At 71.4% G+C, this 16919-nt stretch carries 16 protein-coding genes; 7 read left to right on the forward strand and 9 right to left on the reverse strand.

Going from position 1 to position 16919, the window contains the following annotated elements:
• Nucleotides 1-2 precede the first annotated feature (2 nt).
• From Aco03nite_RS14270 to Aco03nite_RS14300, 7 genes are all read right to left on the reverse strand, one after another.
• Nucleotides 3-1310, reverse strand: a complete 1308-nt coding sequence (locus tag Aco03nite_RS14270; RefSeq protein WP_203795561.1) for a pyridoxal-phosphate dependent enzyme — start codon at nucleotides 1308-1310, stop codon at nucleotides 3-5.
• Nucleotides 1307-2734, reverse strand: coding sequence for a type III PLP-dependent enzyme domain-containing protein (locus tag Aco03nite_RS14275; protein ID WP_203795562.1), 1428 nt, complete (start codon nucleotides 2732-2734; stop codon nucleotides 1307-1309). The genes Aco03nite_RS14270 and Aco03nite_RS14275 overlap by 4 nt, the downstream gene beginning before the upstream one ends.
• 53 nt (nucleotides 2735-2787) lie before the next feature.
• The gene (locus Aco03nite_RS14280; protein ID WP_203795563.1) at nucleotides 2788-3885 is read right to left on the reverse strand and encodes a hypothetical protein; all 1098 of its coding nucleotides are present in this window, start codon (nucleotides 3883-3885) and stop codon (nucleotides 2788-2790) included.
• The gene (locus tag Aco03nite_RS14285; RefSeq protein WP_203795564.1) at nucleotides 3882-4649 is read right to left on the reverse strand and encodes a TIGR03943 family putative permease subunit; all 768 of its coding nucleotides are present in this window, start codon (nucleotides 4647-4649) and stop codon (nucleotides 3882-3884) included. Before Aco03nite_RS14285 ends, Aco03nite_RS14280 begins: the two co-directional genes overlap by 4 nt.
• Complete coding sequence (locus Aco03nite_RS14290) at nucleotides 4646-5623, reverse strand: permease (protein ID WP_203795565.1); 978 nt, start codon at nucleotides 5621-5623, stop codon at nucleotides 4646-4648. Before Aco03nite_RS14290 ends, Aco03nite_RS14285 begins: the two co-directional genes overlap by 4 nt.
• A gap of 83 nt (nucleotides 5624-5706) precedes the next feature.
• Complete coding sequence (locus Aco03nite_RS14295; RefSeq protein ID WP_203795566.1) at nucleotides 5707-6786, reverse strand: calcium:cation antiporter; 1080 nt, start codon at nucleotides 6784-6786, stop codon at nucleotides 5707-5709.
• Entirely contained in the window at nucleotides 6783-7112 is a 330-nt protein-coding gene (locus tag Aco03nite_RS14300; RefSeq protein WP_203795567.1) for an Rdx family protein, read from the reverse strand. The genes Aco03nite_RS14295 and Aco03nite_RS14300 overlap by 4 nt, the downstream gene beginning before the upstream one ends.
• Before the next feature lie 73 nt (nucleotides 7113-7185).
• On the opposite strand from Aco03nite_RS14300, the gene Aco03nite_RS14305 reads away from it, so the two are divergent.
• The 6 genes from Aco03nite_RS14305 (at nucleotide 7186) to Aco03nite_RS14330 (ending at nucleotide 12087) form a co-directional block, all read left to right on the forward strand.
• A complete protein-coding gene (locus Aco03nite_RS14305) occupies nucleotides 7186-8013 on the forward strand; it encodes an SGNH/GDSL hydrolase family protein (RefSeq protein WP_203795568.1) in 828 nt (275 codons plus the stop codon).
• Nucleotides 8014-8091: 78 nt separating this feature from the next.
• Nucleotides 8092-9291 carry an inorganic phosphate transporter gene (locus Aco03nite_RS14310; protein ID WP_239145157.1) on the forward strand — a complete coding sequence of 400 codons (1200 nt, stop codon included), beginning with the start codon at nucleotides 8092-8094 and terminating at the stop codon, nucleotides 9289-9291.
• Complete coding sequence (locus Aco03nite_RS14315) at nucleotides 9288-9545, forward strand: hypothetical protein (RefSeq protein WP_203795570.1); 258 nt, start codon at nucleotides 9288-9290, stop codon at nucleotides 9543-9545. The genes Aco03nite_RS14310 and Aco03nite_RS14315 overlap by 4 nt, the downstream gene beginning before the upstream one ends.
• 4 nt (nucleotides 9546-9549) lie before the next feature.
• A complete protein-coding gene (locus Aco03nite_RS14320; protein ID WP_203795571.1) occupies nucleotides 9550-9858 on the forward strand; it encodes a DUF3349 domain-containing protein in 309 nt (102 codons plus the stop codon).
• Nucleotides 9859-9919: 61 nt separating this feature from the next.
• Nucleotides 9920-10735: a hypothetical protein gene (locus tag Aco03nite_RS14325; protein ID WP_203795572.1), complete on the forward strand. Its 816-nt coding sequence runs from the start codon at nucleotides 9920-9922 to the stop codon at nucleotides 10733-10735.
• Nucleotides 10732-12087, forward strand: coding sequence for a hypothetical protein (locus Aco03nite_RS14330; protein ID WP_203795573.1), 1356 nt, complete (start codon nucleotides 10732-10734; stop codon nucleotides 12085-12087). The genes Aco03nite_RS14325 and Aco03nite_RS14330 overlap by 4 nt, the downstream gene beginning before the upstream one ends.
• Here the strand turns inward: Aco03nite_RS14330 and Aco03nite_RS14335 are convergent.
• Both Aco03nite_RS14335 and Aco03nite_RS14340 read right to left on the reverse strand, forming a co-directional pair.
• Nucleotides 12074-13204 carry a glycosyltransferase gene (locus Aco03nite_RS14335; RefSeq protein ID WP_203795574.1) on the reverse strand — a complete coding sequence of 377 codons (1131 nt, stop codon included), beginning with the start codon at nucleotides 13202-13204 and terminating at the stop codon, nucleotides 12074-12076. The two genes, Aco03nite_RS14330 and Aco03nite_RS14335, sit on opposite strands and share 14 nt — an antisense overlap.
• A complete protein-coding gene (locus Aco03nite_RS14340) occupies nucleotides 13194-14171 on the reverse strand; it encodes a glycosyltransferase family 2 protein (RefSeq protein ID WP_203795575.1) in 978 nt (325 codons plus the stop codon). The genes Aco03nite_RS14335 and Aco03nite_RS14340 overlap by 11 nt, the downstream gene beginning before the upstream one ends.
• A gap of 223 nt (nucleotides 14172-14394) precedes the next feature.
• Here Aco03nite_RS14340 and Aco03nite_RS14345 point away from each other — a divergent pair, with 223 nt between their 5' ends.
• Nucleotides 14395-16896, forward strand: coding sequence for an HAD-IC family P-type ATPase (locus Aco03nite_RS14345; RefSeq protein WP_203795576.1), 2502 nt, complete (start codon nucleotides 14395-14397; stop codon nucleotides 16894-16896).
• The last annotated feature ends 23 nt before the right edge of the window (nucleotides 16897-16919 follow it).

Below are 16919 nucleotides of genomic sequence, written 5' to 3' on the forward strand. Positions count from 1 at the left end.
GGTCAGTCCCGGACCAGTTCGAGGCCGGCGTCACGCCAGGCGATGATCCCGCCGTCGAGCGAGCGGGCGTCCGGGTGGCCCATCCGGGTGAGCAGGGCGGCGTAGGCGGCCGAGCGTTCGCCGACCGGGCAGACCAGCAGGATCGGGCGGCGGCGGCTGAACGGGAGTCCGGCCTGGAGCATGTCGGCGAACACCTCGTCGGCGATGTTGATCGAGCCGTCGATGTGCAGGGCCTGGTAGGCATAGGGGTTCCGGATGTCGATCACCAGGGCGTCAGCAGCGAAAGCCGGCGCCGCGGAAACCGAGATGGACGAGAAGTCCGGATTGTCCGGCAGGGACGAGAGGTCGTTCGCCCGCGGCGGCCGCCCGAACAACGATGGCCGACGATCCTTGAAGTAACTGAGATACGACTCGACCCGGTCACAGACGATGAAAACCGCGGACCGACGGGACGAAAGCGAAGCGTCGATCGTACGCAAATAGTGAAGTGAGCCTTGAAAAGCACCTCCCCCCGTCGGCCCGGAGAGGATCCCGCATCGGCGGACCAGGGTGAGCACCCCGTCGACGGCGTCGTCCGCACTGACGGAGCGGATCTCGTCGTAGACGGTGGGTTCGAACAGCCCGACCTCGTGCACCTCGTCGATGGTCCGGATGCCCGGGATGAAGTCGTTCTTGGCCGCGACCAGCCCGACGACACGGGTGTCCGGGTTCTGCTGGCGCAGCGCGCGGGCCACCCCGGTGGACGATCCGGCAGTTCCGACGCAGGCGATGAAATAGTCGGGCGCGTTCCCGTCCAGATCTTTCACGATCTCGGCGCCGGTGCCGTTGAAGTGCGCGTCCACGTTGCGGGAGTTGAAGTACTGGTCGGTGTGGACGTACCCGCCGCCGTCGGCGTTGAGCCGCTGGTACATCCGGGTGAGCGGGTCCTCGGTGTCGCTGGGGTCGAGGCACTCGGACCGGCCGGGCAGCTCGTCGATCTCGGCGCCGAGCAGGAGCAGCAGGTCCTTGATCTCGGGAACCCGCATCCGGTTGGTGACGCTGCGGAATTTCAGTCCGTGCATGCCGGCGATCAGCGCCAGTGCTTTCGCGGTGTTGCCGCTGGAGAGTTCCACCACGGTGTCGCCGCGGTCGACGGCGCCGGGCAGCAGCGGGCGGACCATGTTCCACGCGGCCCGGTCCTTGACCGAGCCGAACGGGTTGAGCAGTTCGAGCTTGGCGTAGAGGTCGATGTTGGCCAGGCCGTGCACCGCGGGTTCGATGCGCACCAGCGGGGTGTTGCCGATGGACTCGGTGATGTCGTCGAATCTCATGGGGGCTCCGAGGGCGGGTGGATGGGCCAATACTGTTCGTCGAGGCTCCATTGCCACGACCCGCCCGACCGGAAGGCGGCAACCTTCCGGCCGAGCGGTTGATGAAGGGCCGAGGTGGCGGTCAGGTCCATGAAGTAACCGGCCGCGTTGACGAAGACCAGCAGGTCTCCGGTCGCGGGCCGGGCCGGCAGGTGGACCTTGCGCCGGGTGATCAGGTCGGATTCCAGGCAGAGATTCCCTAGAAGATAAACGCCGACCGGGTCAAAATGAAAATCATTCCGCCGTACGAGCACCGGGTCCATCAGGACGCCGTGCTCCTCCAGGCCCACGTCCCGGGCGTTCAGCCCCAGCCGGACCAGGGTGTCGTCGCCGTCGTCGCGGACCTCGAGCACCTCGGCGACGACCACACCGCAGTCGTCGAGCAGGGCCCGGCCGGGTTCGACGTCCAGGTCGTACATGTGGTCCAGCAGCAGCGATCCGAGGGCCGGCGTGCCGGTGCCGAGCAGCGCGTCCAGATAGTCCGCACCGAAGATCCCGCGGTACGCCGGATAGAGCGCGAGTGAGCCGCGCAGCGTGCCGGACTCGGCGCGCAGACCGTAGCCGTAGCCGTTCCAGGTCATCGGCGGGCGGTTGCCGAGCACGGCCTGGGCCAGCTCGGAGGTGTACCGCTCCCACTCCCCCTCGTCGGCCAGATAGCCCAGGCCGAAGCCGCCCCCGACGTCCAGGGTCCACGGCCGCAGCCCCCGGGCCCGGCAGCGCTCCAGCGCGGCCAGGCAGCCCTCCAGGGCGACCGCTTTCTCGGCGAGGGCCATCGTGTCCAGGTGGTAGGCGACCCCGGCCGGCTCCAGCTCGCGCTCGTGTTTCTGGATCAGGTCGAGCACCGTCTCGAACTCGGCGAACGGCACCCCGAACCGGCTGCGGCGGCTCATCACCCGGACCCCGGCGGCTTCGAAACCCGACAACCTGACCATCGTCCGTACGCGGGGAAGCCCGTGCTCGCGGACCAGCACCGCCAGCTCGGCCAGCTCGGCCACCGAGTCCGCGTTCACCGTCACCCCGGCGCGCGCGGCCAGCCACAGATAGGCGCGGTCCTTGGGCCCGGTGGCCATGATCCGCCCCGGGGCGAACCCGGCGCCGAGGGCGTGCTGCAGCTCGCCGAGCGAGGCGACGTCCACTCCGGCCTCGGTGGCGGCCAGCTCACGCAGCAGGGCGGCGGACCGGTTGGCCTTGTGCGCGAAGTGGACCCGCCCGCCCAGACGGTGCCGCCGGTGCACGGCGCGGAAGGCCGCGACGTTGGCGTGCACGGCCTGGGGCAGGACCACGTTGACCGGGGAACCCAGGCCGGTCACCAGCTGTCGCAGCAGGTCGCCCTCGGCGAGCAGGGACTGCGTGACCGGGCCGATCCTCGGCGTCAGGGGGAGCACTCCCCCAACGTATCCGTCGTCACCACTCTCCGCAAAGGAGTGAACACTCAGAGTCAGATAGTACGCAGGTCAAGGGTGTGCCAGACGGCTGCCTCCTGCGATCCCGTCGACCACCACAGCACACCGTCCTTGGTGGCGGCCAGATCGGCGGCCACCGCGAGCGGCACGTCCCGGCCGGTCGCCAGATCGTGCACCAGCAGGGCGGCGGTGCCGGTCAGGTCGGCCTCCGGGCCGGGCACCGAGAGGATCTCGAACCGGTCCAGCACCGCCACGTCGTTCACCGCGGCCTGGGTGTCGGTGCCGGCCACCCGTCGGCGCTGGGTGCCGTCGGCGTGCATCAGGTCGATCCGGGCGGTGCCCTCCCCGGTCATCACGCTGACCCGGCACCAGACCGGCCCGCACATGCCCCACTCGGCGCCGGTGAACGGCACCTCGATGGTGGCGCCACTGTCCATGTTCGACATCCGGATCCGGCCGGACTGCCCGCCGGTGTCGTCGGTGATCCACGGCCAGGCGGACATCGCCCACTGGCCCTTCTCCTCCCGGACGGTCACCGCGCCGCCGGTCAGCGCCACCGACCGGATCTGGGTGGTGGCGTCGCCCTCACCGGCCACCCAGTGCACCCGGCCGCCGGCGATCACCAGGTCGTGCTGGTTGCCGTAGAACAGGGTGTTGCCGGTGTCCGCGGTCAGCATCCGGGGCTTCGCGCCGTCGGTGCCCACCGACCAGATCTCGACCGGCTTGCCGTTGACCGATTCGGCCCAGACCAGACGGTTGTCGGCGGCGGTCATGCCCTCGAAGCGGGGGTCGCCGTCGGCCGGCAGGTCCCGCAGCTCACGGGCGATGCCGTCCTTCTCGATCAGCAGCTTCACCCGGTCGCCGGCGGTGATCGTGCCGACCGCGGTGGTGGCGTCCAGGAAGTGCACCGGCTCGACGGTCAGGTCCCGCAGGTCGGCGCGGTCGGCGTCCGGCCAGGCCTGCTCGACGGTGATCCGGGTGCCGGTGCCCGCCTCCGGCACCGGCGGCTCCGGGACGGTGCCCGCCAGCAGCGCCCCGGCCGCGACCAGGGCCGCGCCGAGCCCGAGATACGCCCTCGGATTTGCCGGTCGCCGGCCGGAGGTCCCGGCCTCGCCACGTCGGAGAGGGTTCACTCGTACTGCTGCTTCGGTGCGGCGACCGGCTTCCACTGTTCGACCTCGAGGTAGGCGATGTCGGCCTGGTTGACCGGGTCCTTGCCGCGCTTGGCGCTGAGTCTGCCGGTGACCTCCAGCCACGTGCCGGCCGGGACGTCCACGACCGGGCCGCCGTCGAGACCGACCTTGATCGGGCGGCCGTCGGCGGCACAGCAGCTCACCACGATCCGGGCCAGCATCACGCCCTCCGGCCCGGTGGTGACAAAACCGGTCAGCGCGAGACGGCGGCCGGTGACGCTGCGGCCCTCGTCGTAGATCACCCGGGAGGCGTAGTCGAGCAGGCTCACCCGCACCGGGTCGCCCTCGGGCAGCGGGGCGTAGTCCGAGTCGGCGCTGACCTGCACGGTTCCGGACTGGCCGGCGGTGTAGGAGCCGAGCGCGGGCGGGGCCACCAGCAGCAGGCCGAGGACCGGCAGGATCAGCAGCCAGCCGACCCGCGGCTCGTGGTGTGCGTGGCCGTGATCGTCGGCGTGCTCGTCGCCGCCGTGCTCGCCGTCGCCCTCGGCGGAATCGGCACCGGAAGAGGCGGCCCCGGACGCGGCGGGCTTGCGGAATTCGTACCAGAGAGTCATGACAGCGGCCGCGACCAGTGCCAGACCCGCGGCGATCAGGAACGGCCGCAACCCCTCCTTGACGTAGCGCAGGTAGAGGTCGCCGAGCGACGCCTTCAGCACCGCACCGCCGAAGAGGAACAGGATCACCGCCTGGGCCTGCCGGTTCACAGCAGCACCGCCCCGAAACCGACGGCCACCAGAATCGCCACCACGAAGGTCGCCGGGGCGAACCGGGTGGCGAAGCCGCGACCGAAAACGCCCGCCTGCATCGAGATCAGCTTGAGATCGACCATCGGACCCACCACCAGGAAGACCAGACGCGACGTGAGCGAGAACTGGGACAGCGACGCGGCGACGAAGGCGTCCGCCTCACTGCAGATCGAGAGGAGTACGGCGAGAACCGCGAGCGCCAGCACGGACAGCACCGGCTGCGCGGCCAGGGTCTGCAGCCACGCCTCCGGCACGATCACGTTGATCGTCGCGGCGGCGGCCGCCCCGACCACCAGGAACCCGCCGGCGTGCACCACGTCGTGCCGGCACGCCGACCAGAACGCCCGGCCCTTGGAGGCGCCGTCCAGGTCGGGCCGGTGCGGCAGCTTGATCCACTCGGCTCTGCCGATGCGCAGCCACAGCCAGCCCATCAGCACCGCCACCACCAGGCTGGCCAGGCCGCGGGCGACCACCATCTCCGGGTTGTCCGGGAAGGCGACCGCGGTGGCGACCAGCACGATCGGGTTGATCGCGGGAGCGGCCAGCAGGAACGCCAGGGCCGCCGCCGGGGTGACGCCGCGGCGGATCAGCGAGCCGGCGATCGGGACCGCACCACACTCGCAGCCGGGCAGGACCACCCCGGCGACACTGGCCGCCGGGACGGCCAGGGCCGGATGTTTCGGCAGGGCTCTCGCCCAGAACGAGCGCGGCACGAACACCGCGATCACCGCGGACAGGATCACCCCGAAGACCAGGAACGGCACCGCCTGGACCAGCACCGAGACGAACACCGTGGTCCAGGTCTGCAGGCGTTCGCCCTCGACCAGACCGGCGATCGTGTCCCGGAAGACCACCAGGAGCACCAGCAGGACGGCGAGGATCTCGACCTCGACGGACCTGGTTCTGGTTTTCGTCTTCAGGGCGTCCGTCACGCGAAGGAATCTACCCGGCGCGGTCGATCACGGACTTCCGGCTTCGTCCCGGACACCCGGCCTCCGCGCGGACGCCGGCTCCGTCACGGGCTTCCGGCCAGGAAGAGGAAGACCGCCAGGAGGCTGAGGTGCAGTCCGCCCTGCAGGATGTTGGCCCGGCCCGGCACCACGGTCAGGGTGCCGACCGCGACGGTCAGGGCCAGCAGCACCATCTCGGTGCCGCCGAGGCCGAGCAGCAGCGGCCCCTCCAGCCAGATCATCGCCACCGCGATCGCCGGGATGGTCAGGCCGATGCTGGCCATCGCCGAGCCGAGCGCCAGGTTGAGGCTGGTCTGCATCCGGTCCCGGGCGGCCGCGCGGACCGCGGCGATGGTCTCCGGCAGCAGCACCAGCATGGCGATCACCACGCCGACTACGGCTTGCGGCAGACCGGCCCCGGCGACCGCCGACTCGATCGTCGGCGACACGCCCTTGGCCAGGCCGACGACCGCGACCAGGGCGACCAGCAGCAGCCCGAGGCTCTGCAGGGCGGTCCTGGACGACGGCGGTTCCAGGTGGTCCTCGCCCTCGATCACCTCGCCGTCGGTGGTGATCGGCATGAAGTAGTAGGTGTGCCGTTTCGTCTGCACCGCCACGAACAGCAGGTACAGGCCGAGCGAGACGACCGCGGCGAAGGCCAGTTGGGCCGGGGTGAACTGCGGGCCCTGGCTGCTCTTGGTGAACGTGGGCAGCACCAGGCTGAGGGTGGCGATCGCGGTGACCGTGGCGAAGGCGCCGCCGGTGCCCTCCGGGTTGAACACGGCATAGCGCCGGCGCAGGGCGCCGACCAGCAGACTGATGCCGAGGATGCCGTTGCAGGTGATCATGACGGCGGCGAAGACGGTGTCCCGGGCCAGGGACTGCGCCTTCTCCCCGCCGCTGACCATCAGGGTGACGATCAGGGCCACCTCGATCACGGTGACCGCGACGGCCAGGATCAGGGAGCCGTACGGTTCACCGACGCGGTGCGCCACCACCTCGGCGTGGTGCACGGCGGCCAGCACCGCTCCGGCCAGCAGCAGCGACACCACTATCACCACGGGGGTGTTCAGGTCGCGGCCGAAGGTCGCTATCAGGGCGGCCAGAGCCGCGAGGGGGATGTACAGAGTCCAGCGGGAGATCACCCGTCCGACTCTGCCAAACTCGGGGCGGACTCGCCGGGCTTGTGACCATCACTGTGGCCCAGCGAACGTCCCGGGGCGATCCGGTCGCGGACCAGGCGCTTGAGATGGGCCAGCTCGGGGAAGCCGCTCTCGGCCTTGCGCGACCACAGCGTCTCGTCGCCGAGCCGCACCTCGAAGACCCCGCCGACGCCGGGCACCAGGGCCACCTCGCCCAGGTCGGTGGTGAACGTGGTGAGCAGCTCCTGGGCGGTCCAGGCGGCACGCATCAACCACCGGCACTGCGTGCAGTACTCGATCTCCAGCCGGGGTTCCCGTGCTCGCGTCATGAACGGAAAGTATGCCGGAAGAGCGGGATCGGGCATGATCACGGGGATCCGGGCACATTTCGAAGGAGTTGTCGTGAAGGCACGTCAGACCACAGCCGCGCTGTTGTTCGCGGTGGCCCTGGGCGTCAGCGGCTGCGGAGGCGGCGGCGAGGCGGAGCAGGACGCCGCGACGAAGGTGGTGGCCACCGACTTCGTCGCGCTCGGCGACTCGTACGCGGCCGGTCTGGGCGCCGGGAACTACGGCGACGACAAGCAGTGCCGGCAGAGTAGGGACGGCGGGTACCCGCAGCTGTTCGCCAAGGAGCAGGCCACCCCGTTCACCAAGGTCACCGACGTGGCGTGCAGCGGCGCGGTGATCAACGACGTGCGGTACAAGCAGCTTCCCGCCCTCACCGAGACCACCGGCGTGGTGACGCTGACCGTCGGCGGCAACGACGCGGGCTGGACCGGGAGCCTGCAGGACTGCCTGTTCGGTGACGACGCCGGTTGTGCCACGTCGGTCGAGACGTCGGTGAAGAAGGCCGAGGGCACACTGCCGGCCGCGCTCGACGATCTGTACAAGGCGATCCGGACGGCCGCGCCGAACGCGAAGGTGTACGTGCTGGGCTACCCGCACCTGGTGGCCGAGCCGGGCAAATCCGGTGTCACCTGCCAGCAGCTCAACGACGCCCGCCGCAAGTCGCTGAACGAGGGCGCCGACTCGCTCGTCGACCTGATCAAGGGCCGGGCCGAGGCGCAGGAGGGTTTCACCTTCGTCGACGTGCGGGAGGCCTTCAAGGGTCACGAGGCGTGCACCAAGGAGCCGTGGATCCACGCGGTCGGCGACGACATCTCCGAGACGTTCCACCCGAACGCCGACGGCTACCAGGCGTACCTGAAGGCTCTGGTCGCCGCCGCCTGACGTTTACGTGGATGAATGCCCGGCGAACAGTGCCCTCCTCCGGAGGCGGTTCGCCGGGCCCGGCGTGACGATGCGGGAGTGACAGAGACAACCGTCATTCTCCTTCTGGTCGTCGTCACCGCCCTCGGTTTCGACTTCACCAACGGCTTCCACGACACCGCCAACGCCATGGCGACGTCGATCGCGACCGGGGCGCTGCGCCCCAAGGTGGCGGTCCTGCTCTCCGCGGTGCTGAACCTGGTCGGCGCGTTCCTCTCGGTCGAGGTGGCGCTGACGGTCACCAACGCGGTCATCCGCATCCAGAACTCCGACGGCACCCCCAAACCGGACCTGATAGCCGACGGCGGCAGCGCGCTGCTGCTGATCGTGCTGGCCGGCGTCATCGGCGGGATCCTGTGGAACCTGCTGACCTGGCTGCTCGGCCTGCCGTCCAGTTCGTCGCACGCGCTGTTCGGCGGCCTGATCGGGGCCGCGATCGCCGGTCTCGGCTGGTCCGGGGTGAACTGGTCCGGCAACGGCGAGAAGCTGGACGGCGTACTCGGCAAAGTGGTCCTTCCGGCTCTGATGTCCCCGGTGATCGCCGGGGCGGTGGCCGCGGCCGGCACCTGGATCGTCTACCGGATCACCGTCGGGGTGGCCGCGAAGTTCACCGACAACGGGTTCCGGTGGGGACAGATCGGCAGCGCCTCGCTGGTGTCGCTGGCGCACGGCACCAACGACGCGCAGAAGACGATGGGTGTCATCACCCTCGCCCTGATCGCGTCCGGCGAGTGGTCGGACACCGGCAACATCCCGCTCTGGGTGAAGATCAGCTGCGCGCTGGCGATCGCGCTCGGCACCTATCTGGGCGGCTGGCGGATCATCCGTACCCTCGGCAAGGGTCTGGTGGAGATCGCCCCGCCGCAGGGTCTGGCCGCCGAGTCCGCGGCCGCCGCGGTGATCCTGTCGTCCAGCCATCTCGGGTTCGCGCTGTCCACCACACACGTCGCCACCGGGTCGATCCTGGGCAGCGGCGTCGGCCGGCCGGGCGCGAAGGTCCGCTGGGCGGTGGCCGGCCGGATGGTGACCGCCTGGCTGATCACGCTGCCGGCGGCCGCGGTCACCGGCGCGCTGATGTGGTTCGTGGCCGACCTGATCGGCGGGGCCGGCGGCGCGGCGCTGATCTTCGCGGCGCTGCTCGGACTGGCCGGTTACATGTGGCTGCACTCGCGCAAGGCGCCGGTCAACCACGACAACGTCAACGACGAATGGGAAGCCCCGGTCGGGAGTGCGGTATGAACAACCTGATGCTGGCTCTGGACGGGGCCTGGAAGGTGCTGGCCACCAGCCTGATCCTCGGGGCGGGTCTGCCGGCGCTGTTCGCCGCCGGGGTCCGGTCGCTGGCGTCGCGCCGGACCGCGCCGCTGGGCTACCTGTGTTTCGCGGTGGTGCTGATCGGGGTGGGACTGGGTATCACGTTCATCGTGGCGAGCGGCTTCGGCAAGGAGCTGAACTTCGACAACGTGTATCCGACAGTCGTGGACAAGGGGTGATGACGTGAGCCAGCCGCGGTCCAACTTCGTGACCCGGGCCGTCGAGTGGCTGCGGGCCGGCTACCCGGAGGGGGTGCCCCGGCAGGACTACGTGGCCCTGCTCGGGCTGCTGCGCCGCAAGATGACCGAGGACGAGGTCCGCAAGATCGCGGCGTCGCTGGCGGTGCGGGACGACGGCCCGATCACGCCGGCCGACATCGAGGAGATGGTCGCGTCGACGCTGCTGCAGGAGGCGTCCCCGGAGGACATGGTGCGGGTGTCGGCACACCTGGCCGCCGGTGGCTGGCCGCTGGCCGACCCGCCCGCCGACTGATCCACCCCGGCCCGCCACCCCGCGCTCACCGGGTGTCCACCTGCGCGGGGTGGGATGGGCCGTGCACCACGCCAACCACTACTACGGGCATTCCCACGTGCTGGCCCGCTACTGCGGGTACGAGTCGGACCTGCCGCTGCTGCGCGGTTATCTGCAGCACGGCTGGAACATCGGCGACGGAATGGCCCCGGACCACGAGTTCACGCCGGGCATCCCGTCGTTCGTGTGGAGTGAGCGGACCCGCCGGCGGGCCTGGTCGATGGGGCGGCGGCAGCTGTACGTCACCGGTTCCCCGTGGGCGTACCTGGTCGCCATGGAACCCGATGAGCCGCAGACGCGTGAGGGCACCATCTACTACCCCTTCCACGGCTGGGAGGGACAGCACGTCCAGGGCGACCACGACCGGCTGATCGACGAGATCAAGGCGACCGAGACCGGGCCGGTGACGGTCTGCCTGTACTGGCAGGAGTTCCGGACACCACGGGTGCGCCGCCGGTACGAGGAGGCCGGGTTCCGGGTGATCTGCCACGGTTACCGGGGCGGCTGGTGGAAGGACCTGGACCCGCAGTTCCTGGCCCGGCAGCTCGCCGAACAGCGCAGACACCAGCGGGTGGCGTCGAACCGGCTGTGCAGCGCCGTCTTCTACGGGGTGCTGGCCGGCTGCGAACCGGCCGTCTACGGCGATCCGATGCAGCTGGACGGTGAGAAGGACCTGTTCGGCGGCCGGGGCCGGATCCGGCGGCAGTGGGCGGACCTGCACGGCGCCGAGGTCGACCCGGACACCGCCCGCGCGATCACCGTCGAGGAGCTCGGCGCGGACCGGCTGCTCTCCCCCGCCGAACTCCGTCACCTGCTGAACTGGAAAAAAGACGCATGACTGCCTTGTTGCTCGGCGGCGAGATGCCGCACTGGTCCGACTCCTCACCGGTCGGCGGTGACGTGCTGCGCGAGGTGCTGCGCACGGTCGGCGGGGACACCCTGGTGGTCGGCCCGCACGATCCGGAGCTGGTGGCCGCGATCGGTTCCCGGCAGGTGACGGTGCTGCTGCGGGGGGCTCTGGACGCTGAGGCGTACGAGGGCCTGCCGGGGGTGCAGGTGTGCTGCGGGAGCCTGGAGAAGCTGGCATCGGTCCCGGCGTACGACACGGTGGTCGCTCTGGACGGCCTGGACCGCACCGCCTCCACCGAGGGCGCCGACCTGTCCTGGTCGGAAGGGCTGGACCGGCTGCTGCGGGTGCTGCGCCCGGGCGGCCGGCTCCTGCTCGGGCACGCCAACCCGCTGGGCCTGCACCGGCTGTACGGCACCGCCGCGGCTGCCGGGGACGCCGACTGGGTGGTGACCGCCGGGGACACCACCCGCCCGGCCGGGTTGTTCGAGTTGTGCGAGCGGCTGCACGCGTCCGGGCTGACGGTGTCACGGGACTACGCGGCGTACCCGGATCCGGTCCGCCCGACGACCCTGCTGAGCCGGACCGCGCTGGCCGACCCGGAGCGGCACGGTGTCCTGACGTCGGCGCTGCGCCGGGCCGGGCTGCCGGCCGGTCCGCTGCTGGCCGACCCGCGCCCGCTCGCCGCCGAGCTGCTGCGGCACGGCCTGGCCACCGCCCTGGCCCCGTCGTGGCTGGTGGTGGCCGCTTTTCCGAGCCATCAGGCGCCGCCGTTGCCGGCGATCCTGCCGGCCGGGCCGGAACCGGCGGGCCGCTGTCTGCACGACGAGTTGCTGACCGCCGCCCGCCGCGGTGACCGGCCGGCGATGCGGGCGATGCTGACCGCCTGGCAGTCCGGGGACGCCGCCGGGGTGCCGGCCGACGCGATCGTGGTGGACGCCGCCGGAAGGCTGCATCCGCTGACCGGCCCGGCGAAGGATCCGGTGCTGCACCGGCTGGCCGACGCGCTGCGTGACGAGGGCCAGGGCGACGAGACGGCCGAGTTGCTGGCGGCGATGGCCGGCACCGAGGTCGCGCCGCTGCCGGTCGCGGTTCCGGAGACCCTGCGCGAGGGCAGCGCGGCGCACGACCGTCTGGCGGCCCGGGTCACCGACCTGCAGAGCCAATTGCTGTGGTACGAATCCCGCACGGCGACCCTGCAGGCCGACCTGGCCCGCGCGAACCGCATCATCGCGGTGCTGAAGGCGACCCCGGGCGGCCGGGCGGCCAAGGCGGTGCTGGACGGCGCCCGGACCGGCAAACGCCTGGCCCGGGCCGCCGTGCGCCGCATCAAGGCGAAGTGACGGCGCTCTTCCCGGCGGTCACTTCGTCGTAGAGGTCCTCCAAGCGCCGGGTCTGCGTCGCCAGGTCGAAGTTCTCCGCGACGTGGGCCCGGGCCGCGGTGCCGATCCGGTTGCGCAGGCCGGCGTCGCCGAGCAGCCGGGTGATCGACGCGGCCAGCGCGGCCGGGTCGCCTTCCGGGCTGAGCAGTCCGGTCTGCCCGTCCAGGACGGCTTCCGGGATGCCGCTGTGCCGGGTCGCCACCACCGGCAGGCCCAGCGCGGCGGCCTCCAGGATGGTGGTGGGCAGGCCCTCGGTGTCGCCGTCCGGCGCGGTCTTCGACGGCGCCGCCAGCATCCGGGACTCGGCGAGGTGCCGCTGCACCGACTCGGGCGGCTGACCGCCGACGAAGGTGGCGTCCACCCCGAGCTGTTCGGCGAGCTCCCGCATCCGCGGCAGCAGCGGCCCGTCCCCGATCAGCAGCGCCCGCGGCCGCGGCGAGTCCACCGCGGCCAGGGCGGTGAGCAGGTCGTCGACGCCCTTCTTGGCCACGAACCGGCCGACGAACACCACGTCCCAGCGTTTCGGGGCCATCGGGACGGTCGGCGGCACGGTGACACCGGTGTGGTGCACCCGCACCTTCGCCGGGTCGGCGCCCCAGCGCACGGCCTGTTCCCGGATCACCCCGGACACCGCGACGACCAGGGCGGCCCGGCCGAACACCGCGCGCAGGTTCCGGCGGTAGCGCACCCCGTGCAGGCCGGGGCTCTGCGGCTGGCGGGTCACGTCGTGGCCGTGCACGGTGACGATCAACGGCACCCCCAACTGCTGGGCGGTACGGCTGACCAGCCAGCCGTCGCCACCGAAGTGGGCGTGCACCAGCTCCGGGCGGACCTCGCCGAGCACGGTCCGCAGCCGGGGGCTGGTCCCGGACAGCCGCAGCCGCAGGAACTCCCGGCTGCCGTCCGGGTAGGTGATCACGTCGTCCGGGCGGGCCAGCGCCGAGTCGATCCGGGTCGCCCCGACGTAGGTGGGACTCCACCGGGTCAGCGAGTCGCCCTGCGCCCGGATGAACGTCTCCGAACCGAGCAGCAGCGCACTGCGCCAGATCGCGACCCGGCGCGGGTTCTCAGGCGACATCGACCGGCTCGGGGGCGGTGGCCGGTGCGGGCTGCGAACGGCGGCCGACGAGCAGGTCCCGGACCCGGGCCCGGACCGCCGGCGGCAGCGCCCAGATCTGCAGGTGGGTCAGGTAGTCCAGGGCGCCGGGACGGCCGTGCGCACGGGCCTCGGCCAGCAGCTCCCGGAAGTGCCTGCCCTGCCGTCCGGGGGCGGCCATCGAACTCATCACACTGAGAGTGAACGCCGCGTAGGCCCGCTCGGTGAACAGCGCGCGACTGCCGCGCAGCCACTCCAGCTGCTCCTCGTACGGGTTCTGCAGGCTGATCCGCTCCCGGTCCTCGTCCTGGTGCCAGAGCACCAGCGGCTCCTCGGCGTACAGCAGCTCCACCCCGTCCTCACGGACCGCGCGCAGCGCCCAGTCGAGTTCCTGCTGACGGCGCAGCCCGACGGTGAACGGCACCCGGCGCAGCAGCTCGGCCGGGGCCATGATGGTCGACGTCTGGATGAAACCGTCACCGTAGAACAGGCCGCGGCGCACGGTGAAGTACTCGCTGAGCGGCTCACCGGCGGCCGGCAGCCGGCGCGGCATGATCGAGTCGGCGCGCGGGGTCCGGTTGATCAGCCGGGTCGCGACCACCGGATAGTCGGCGTTCGAACCGCCGGCCAGCTTCAGCTGGACCTCGAGCTTGTTCGGCAGCCACTCGTCGTCGTCGTCGAGCAGCGCCACGAACCGGCCGCGGGCCTGCTGGGCGCCGACGTTACGGGCGTGCGGGGCCTTGCGCCGCTCGGGCAGCACCTCCACCCGCAACCGGGAGTCGGCGATCCGGCCGAGAGCGGCCACGGTGTCCTCGTCCGGCCCGTCCACCACCACGATCACCTCGAGGCGGTCGTGGGTCTGGGCCAGGGCGCTGCCGACGGCACGGACCGCCAACTCGGGGCGGTTGCAGGTCGGGATGACGACGCTGACATCCGGTTCAGCAGACATGAGTCGACTCGCTCACGTAGGGCGGGCCGTCTCCGGCGCGCGGCGGGGCGTGATCGACTCGACGCTATGGAGGCCGGACGGCCGGGGAGTTAATGCCGGACGCCGCGCAGAAGAGCAACATGGTGACGGACGGCGCACAGAAACCGAACAAACGGTTTCGCGCACCTCGCCGGGAGACGGTTCCGGCCCCGGGCCACAGGTTCGGTCCGTAGGGTGAAACCGTATGGATCAGGTGATGCTCGCGCCGGCCGAAGGCCTGACCACGGCCGAAGCCGACACGCGGCGCCGCCGGGGTGAGGGCAACACCGCCGTGCGGGGTGGCGGCCGGACCTACCCGGAAATCCTGCGGACCAACGTCTTCTCGTTCTTCAACCTGATCCTGTTCGTGATCGGCGCCGCCCTGCTCACCCTGGGCCGCTACAGCGACGCCCTGGTCAGTGTCGGCCTGGGCCTGATCAACGCGGTGATCAGCGCGGCCCAGGAGATCCGGGCCAAACACAAACTGACCCGGCTGCAGCTGCTGGACCGGGCCGGGGTGCTGGTGCTGCGCGACGGCCGCGAGGTCGAACTCACCCCCGACCAGGTGGTCCGCGGCGACGTGCTGCGGGTCCGGCCCGGCGACCAGCTCGTGGTGGACGGCCCGCTGCTGGACGGCGGCCGGCTGGAGGCCGACGAGTCGCTGCTGACCGGCGAATCCGATCCGGTGGTCAAACACCCCGGCGACGAACTGCGCTCCGGCAGCCTCTGCGTCGCCGGCGACGGCCACCAGCTGGCCCGCGACGTCGGCGCGCACAGTTACGCCGGCCGGCTGACCGCCGAGGCCCGGGTGTCCACCACCGACCGGACACCCCTGCAGCGCAGCATCGAGTTCATCGTGCGCCTGGTGATGGCGCTGACCGTGCTGATGAGCGGCGCGATCGTGGCGCAGGCGATCCTCGAGGGCTTCAGCGTGCTGCGGGTCGTGCAGATCACCGCCGTGCTGTCCGGTCTCGTCCCGTACGGCCTGTTCTTCCTGATCGCCCTCGCCTACACCGCCGGGGCGGTCCGGATCGCCCGGTTCGGGGCGCTGGTGCAGCAGGTCAACGCGGTCGAGTCGGTCAGCAACGTGGACGTGGTCTGCACCGACAAGACCGGCACCCTGACCACCGGGCAGCTCACCCTGGAGGAGGTGGTGCCGCTGGACGGCCTGGACCACGCCGCCGAGGCGCTCGGCGGGCTGGCCCACCACGCGGCGACACCGAACCTGACCGCCCTCGCCCTCGCCGCCGCCCTGCCCGGACCGGTCTGGCAGGTCCGCGACGAGGTGCCGTTCTCGTCGTCGCTGCGCTGGTCCGGAATGGTCACCACCACCGGCACCTGGGTGCTGGGGGCACCCGACGCGCTCGCGGGACGCCTGCGCCGGGCGGTCGACGACGCGACCGTCACCACCCGTACCGGCGAAGGGTTGCGGGTGTTGCTGTTGGCCCGGGCCGAGGACCCGGAAGCGGGACTGCGCGACGCGGCGGGCCGGCCGGAACTGCCGATGCTGGAACCGGTCGCCCTGGCGGTGCTCGCCGACGAACTGCGCCCCGACGTGATCGAGACGGTCGGCCGGTTCCACGCCGAAGGGGTCCGGATCAAGGTGCTGTCCGGCGACGACCCGCGAACCGTCGCCGCGATCGCCGCCCGCGCCGGGATCGGCCGCGACGTTCCGGTCGCCGGCGCCGAACTCGACGGCCTGGAGGACCCGGCACTGGACCGGCTCGTCGCGAAGACCAGCGTGTTCGGCCGGGTCGCCCCGGAACACAAGGAACGCATCGTACGGTCGCTGCGCCGGCAGGGCCGGTACGTGGCGATGATCGGCGACGGCGTCAACGACGCCCGCGCCCTGAAACAGGCGCACGTCGGTGTGGCGATGCGCAGCGGCAGCGCGGTCACCCGGGACGTCGCCGACATCGTGCTCGTCGACGACAGTTTCGCGGCGCTGCCCCCGGCCCAGCAGGAGGGCCGCCGGATCATCAACGGCATCGGGGTGTCGCTCTACGTCTTCCTCGCCCGGGTCGCCAGCCAGGGCCTGGTCATCCTGGCCGTGACCATGCTGGGGCTGTCGTTCCCCTACTCGCCGACCCAGGTCGGGCTGACCATGTTCACCGTCGGCATCCCCACCGTGTTCCTCACGTTCTGGGCCAGACCGTCCCGGCCCGACCCGCACCTGCTGCGCAACCTGGTCCGGTTCGTGGTGCCCGCCGCGGTCGTCACGGCCACCTTCGGCACCGCCATCTACACGTCGCTGTACTCGCTGATCCAGCACGGGTTCAGCTCCGGGCGCACCCCGGAACGGATCGTGCACGAATTCGAACGCTCCACCGGGCTCACCTACGGGGTGGGGTCGGCCGACTTCACCGAGGCCGCCGCGACGATCCTGGCGCAGACCGGGCTGTCGACGTTCTTCTGCTACGCGTCGTTCCTGCTGATCGGCTTCCTGCTGCCGTACTCGAAGATGTTCTCGGCCTGGACCCGGCCCATCCGTGACCGGCGGCCGGTCCGCCTGGTGATGTGCCTGATGGGGCTGTTCAGCCTGGTGCTGTGCGTGCCGGCGCTGTGGGAGTACTTCGGGCTGATGGGGCCGTCCAAGCCGGTGTTCCTGGTGGTGCTGCCGGCGCTGATCCTCTGGTACCTGACGTTGACCGTGGTGTTCCGGTACCGGCTCTTCGACCGGCTCCTCGGCCTGGAAGCGCCGCGTTGAATCCTCAGGTCTCCGGTCCGGGC

This window comes from Actinoplanes couchii (assembly GCF_016862075.1).
GTDB classification, from domain to species: domain Bacteria; phylum Actinomycetota; class Actinomycetes; order Mycobacteriales; family Micromonosporaceae; genus Actinoplanes; species Actinoplanes couchii.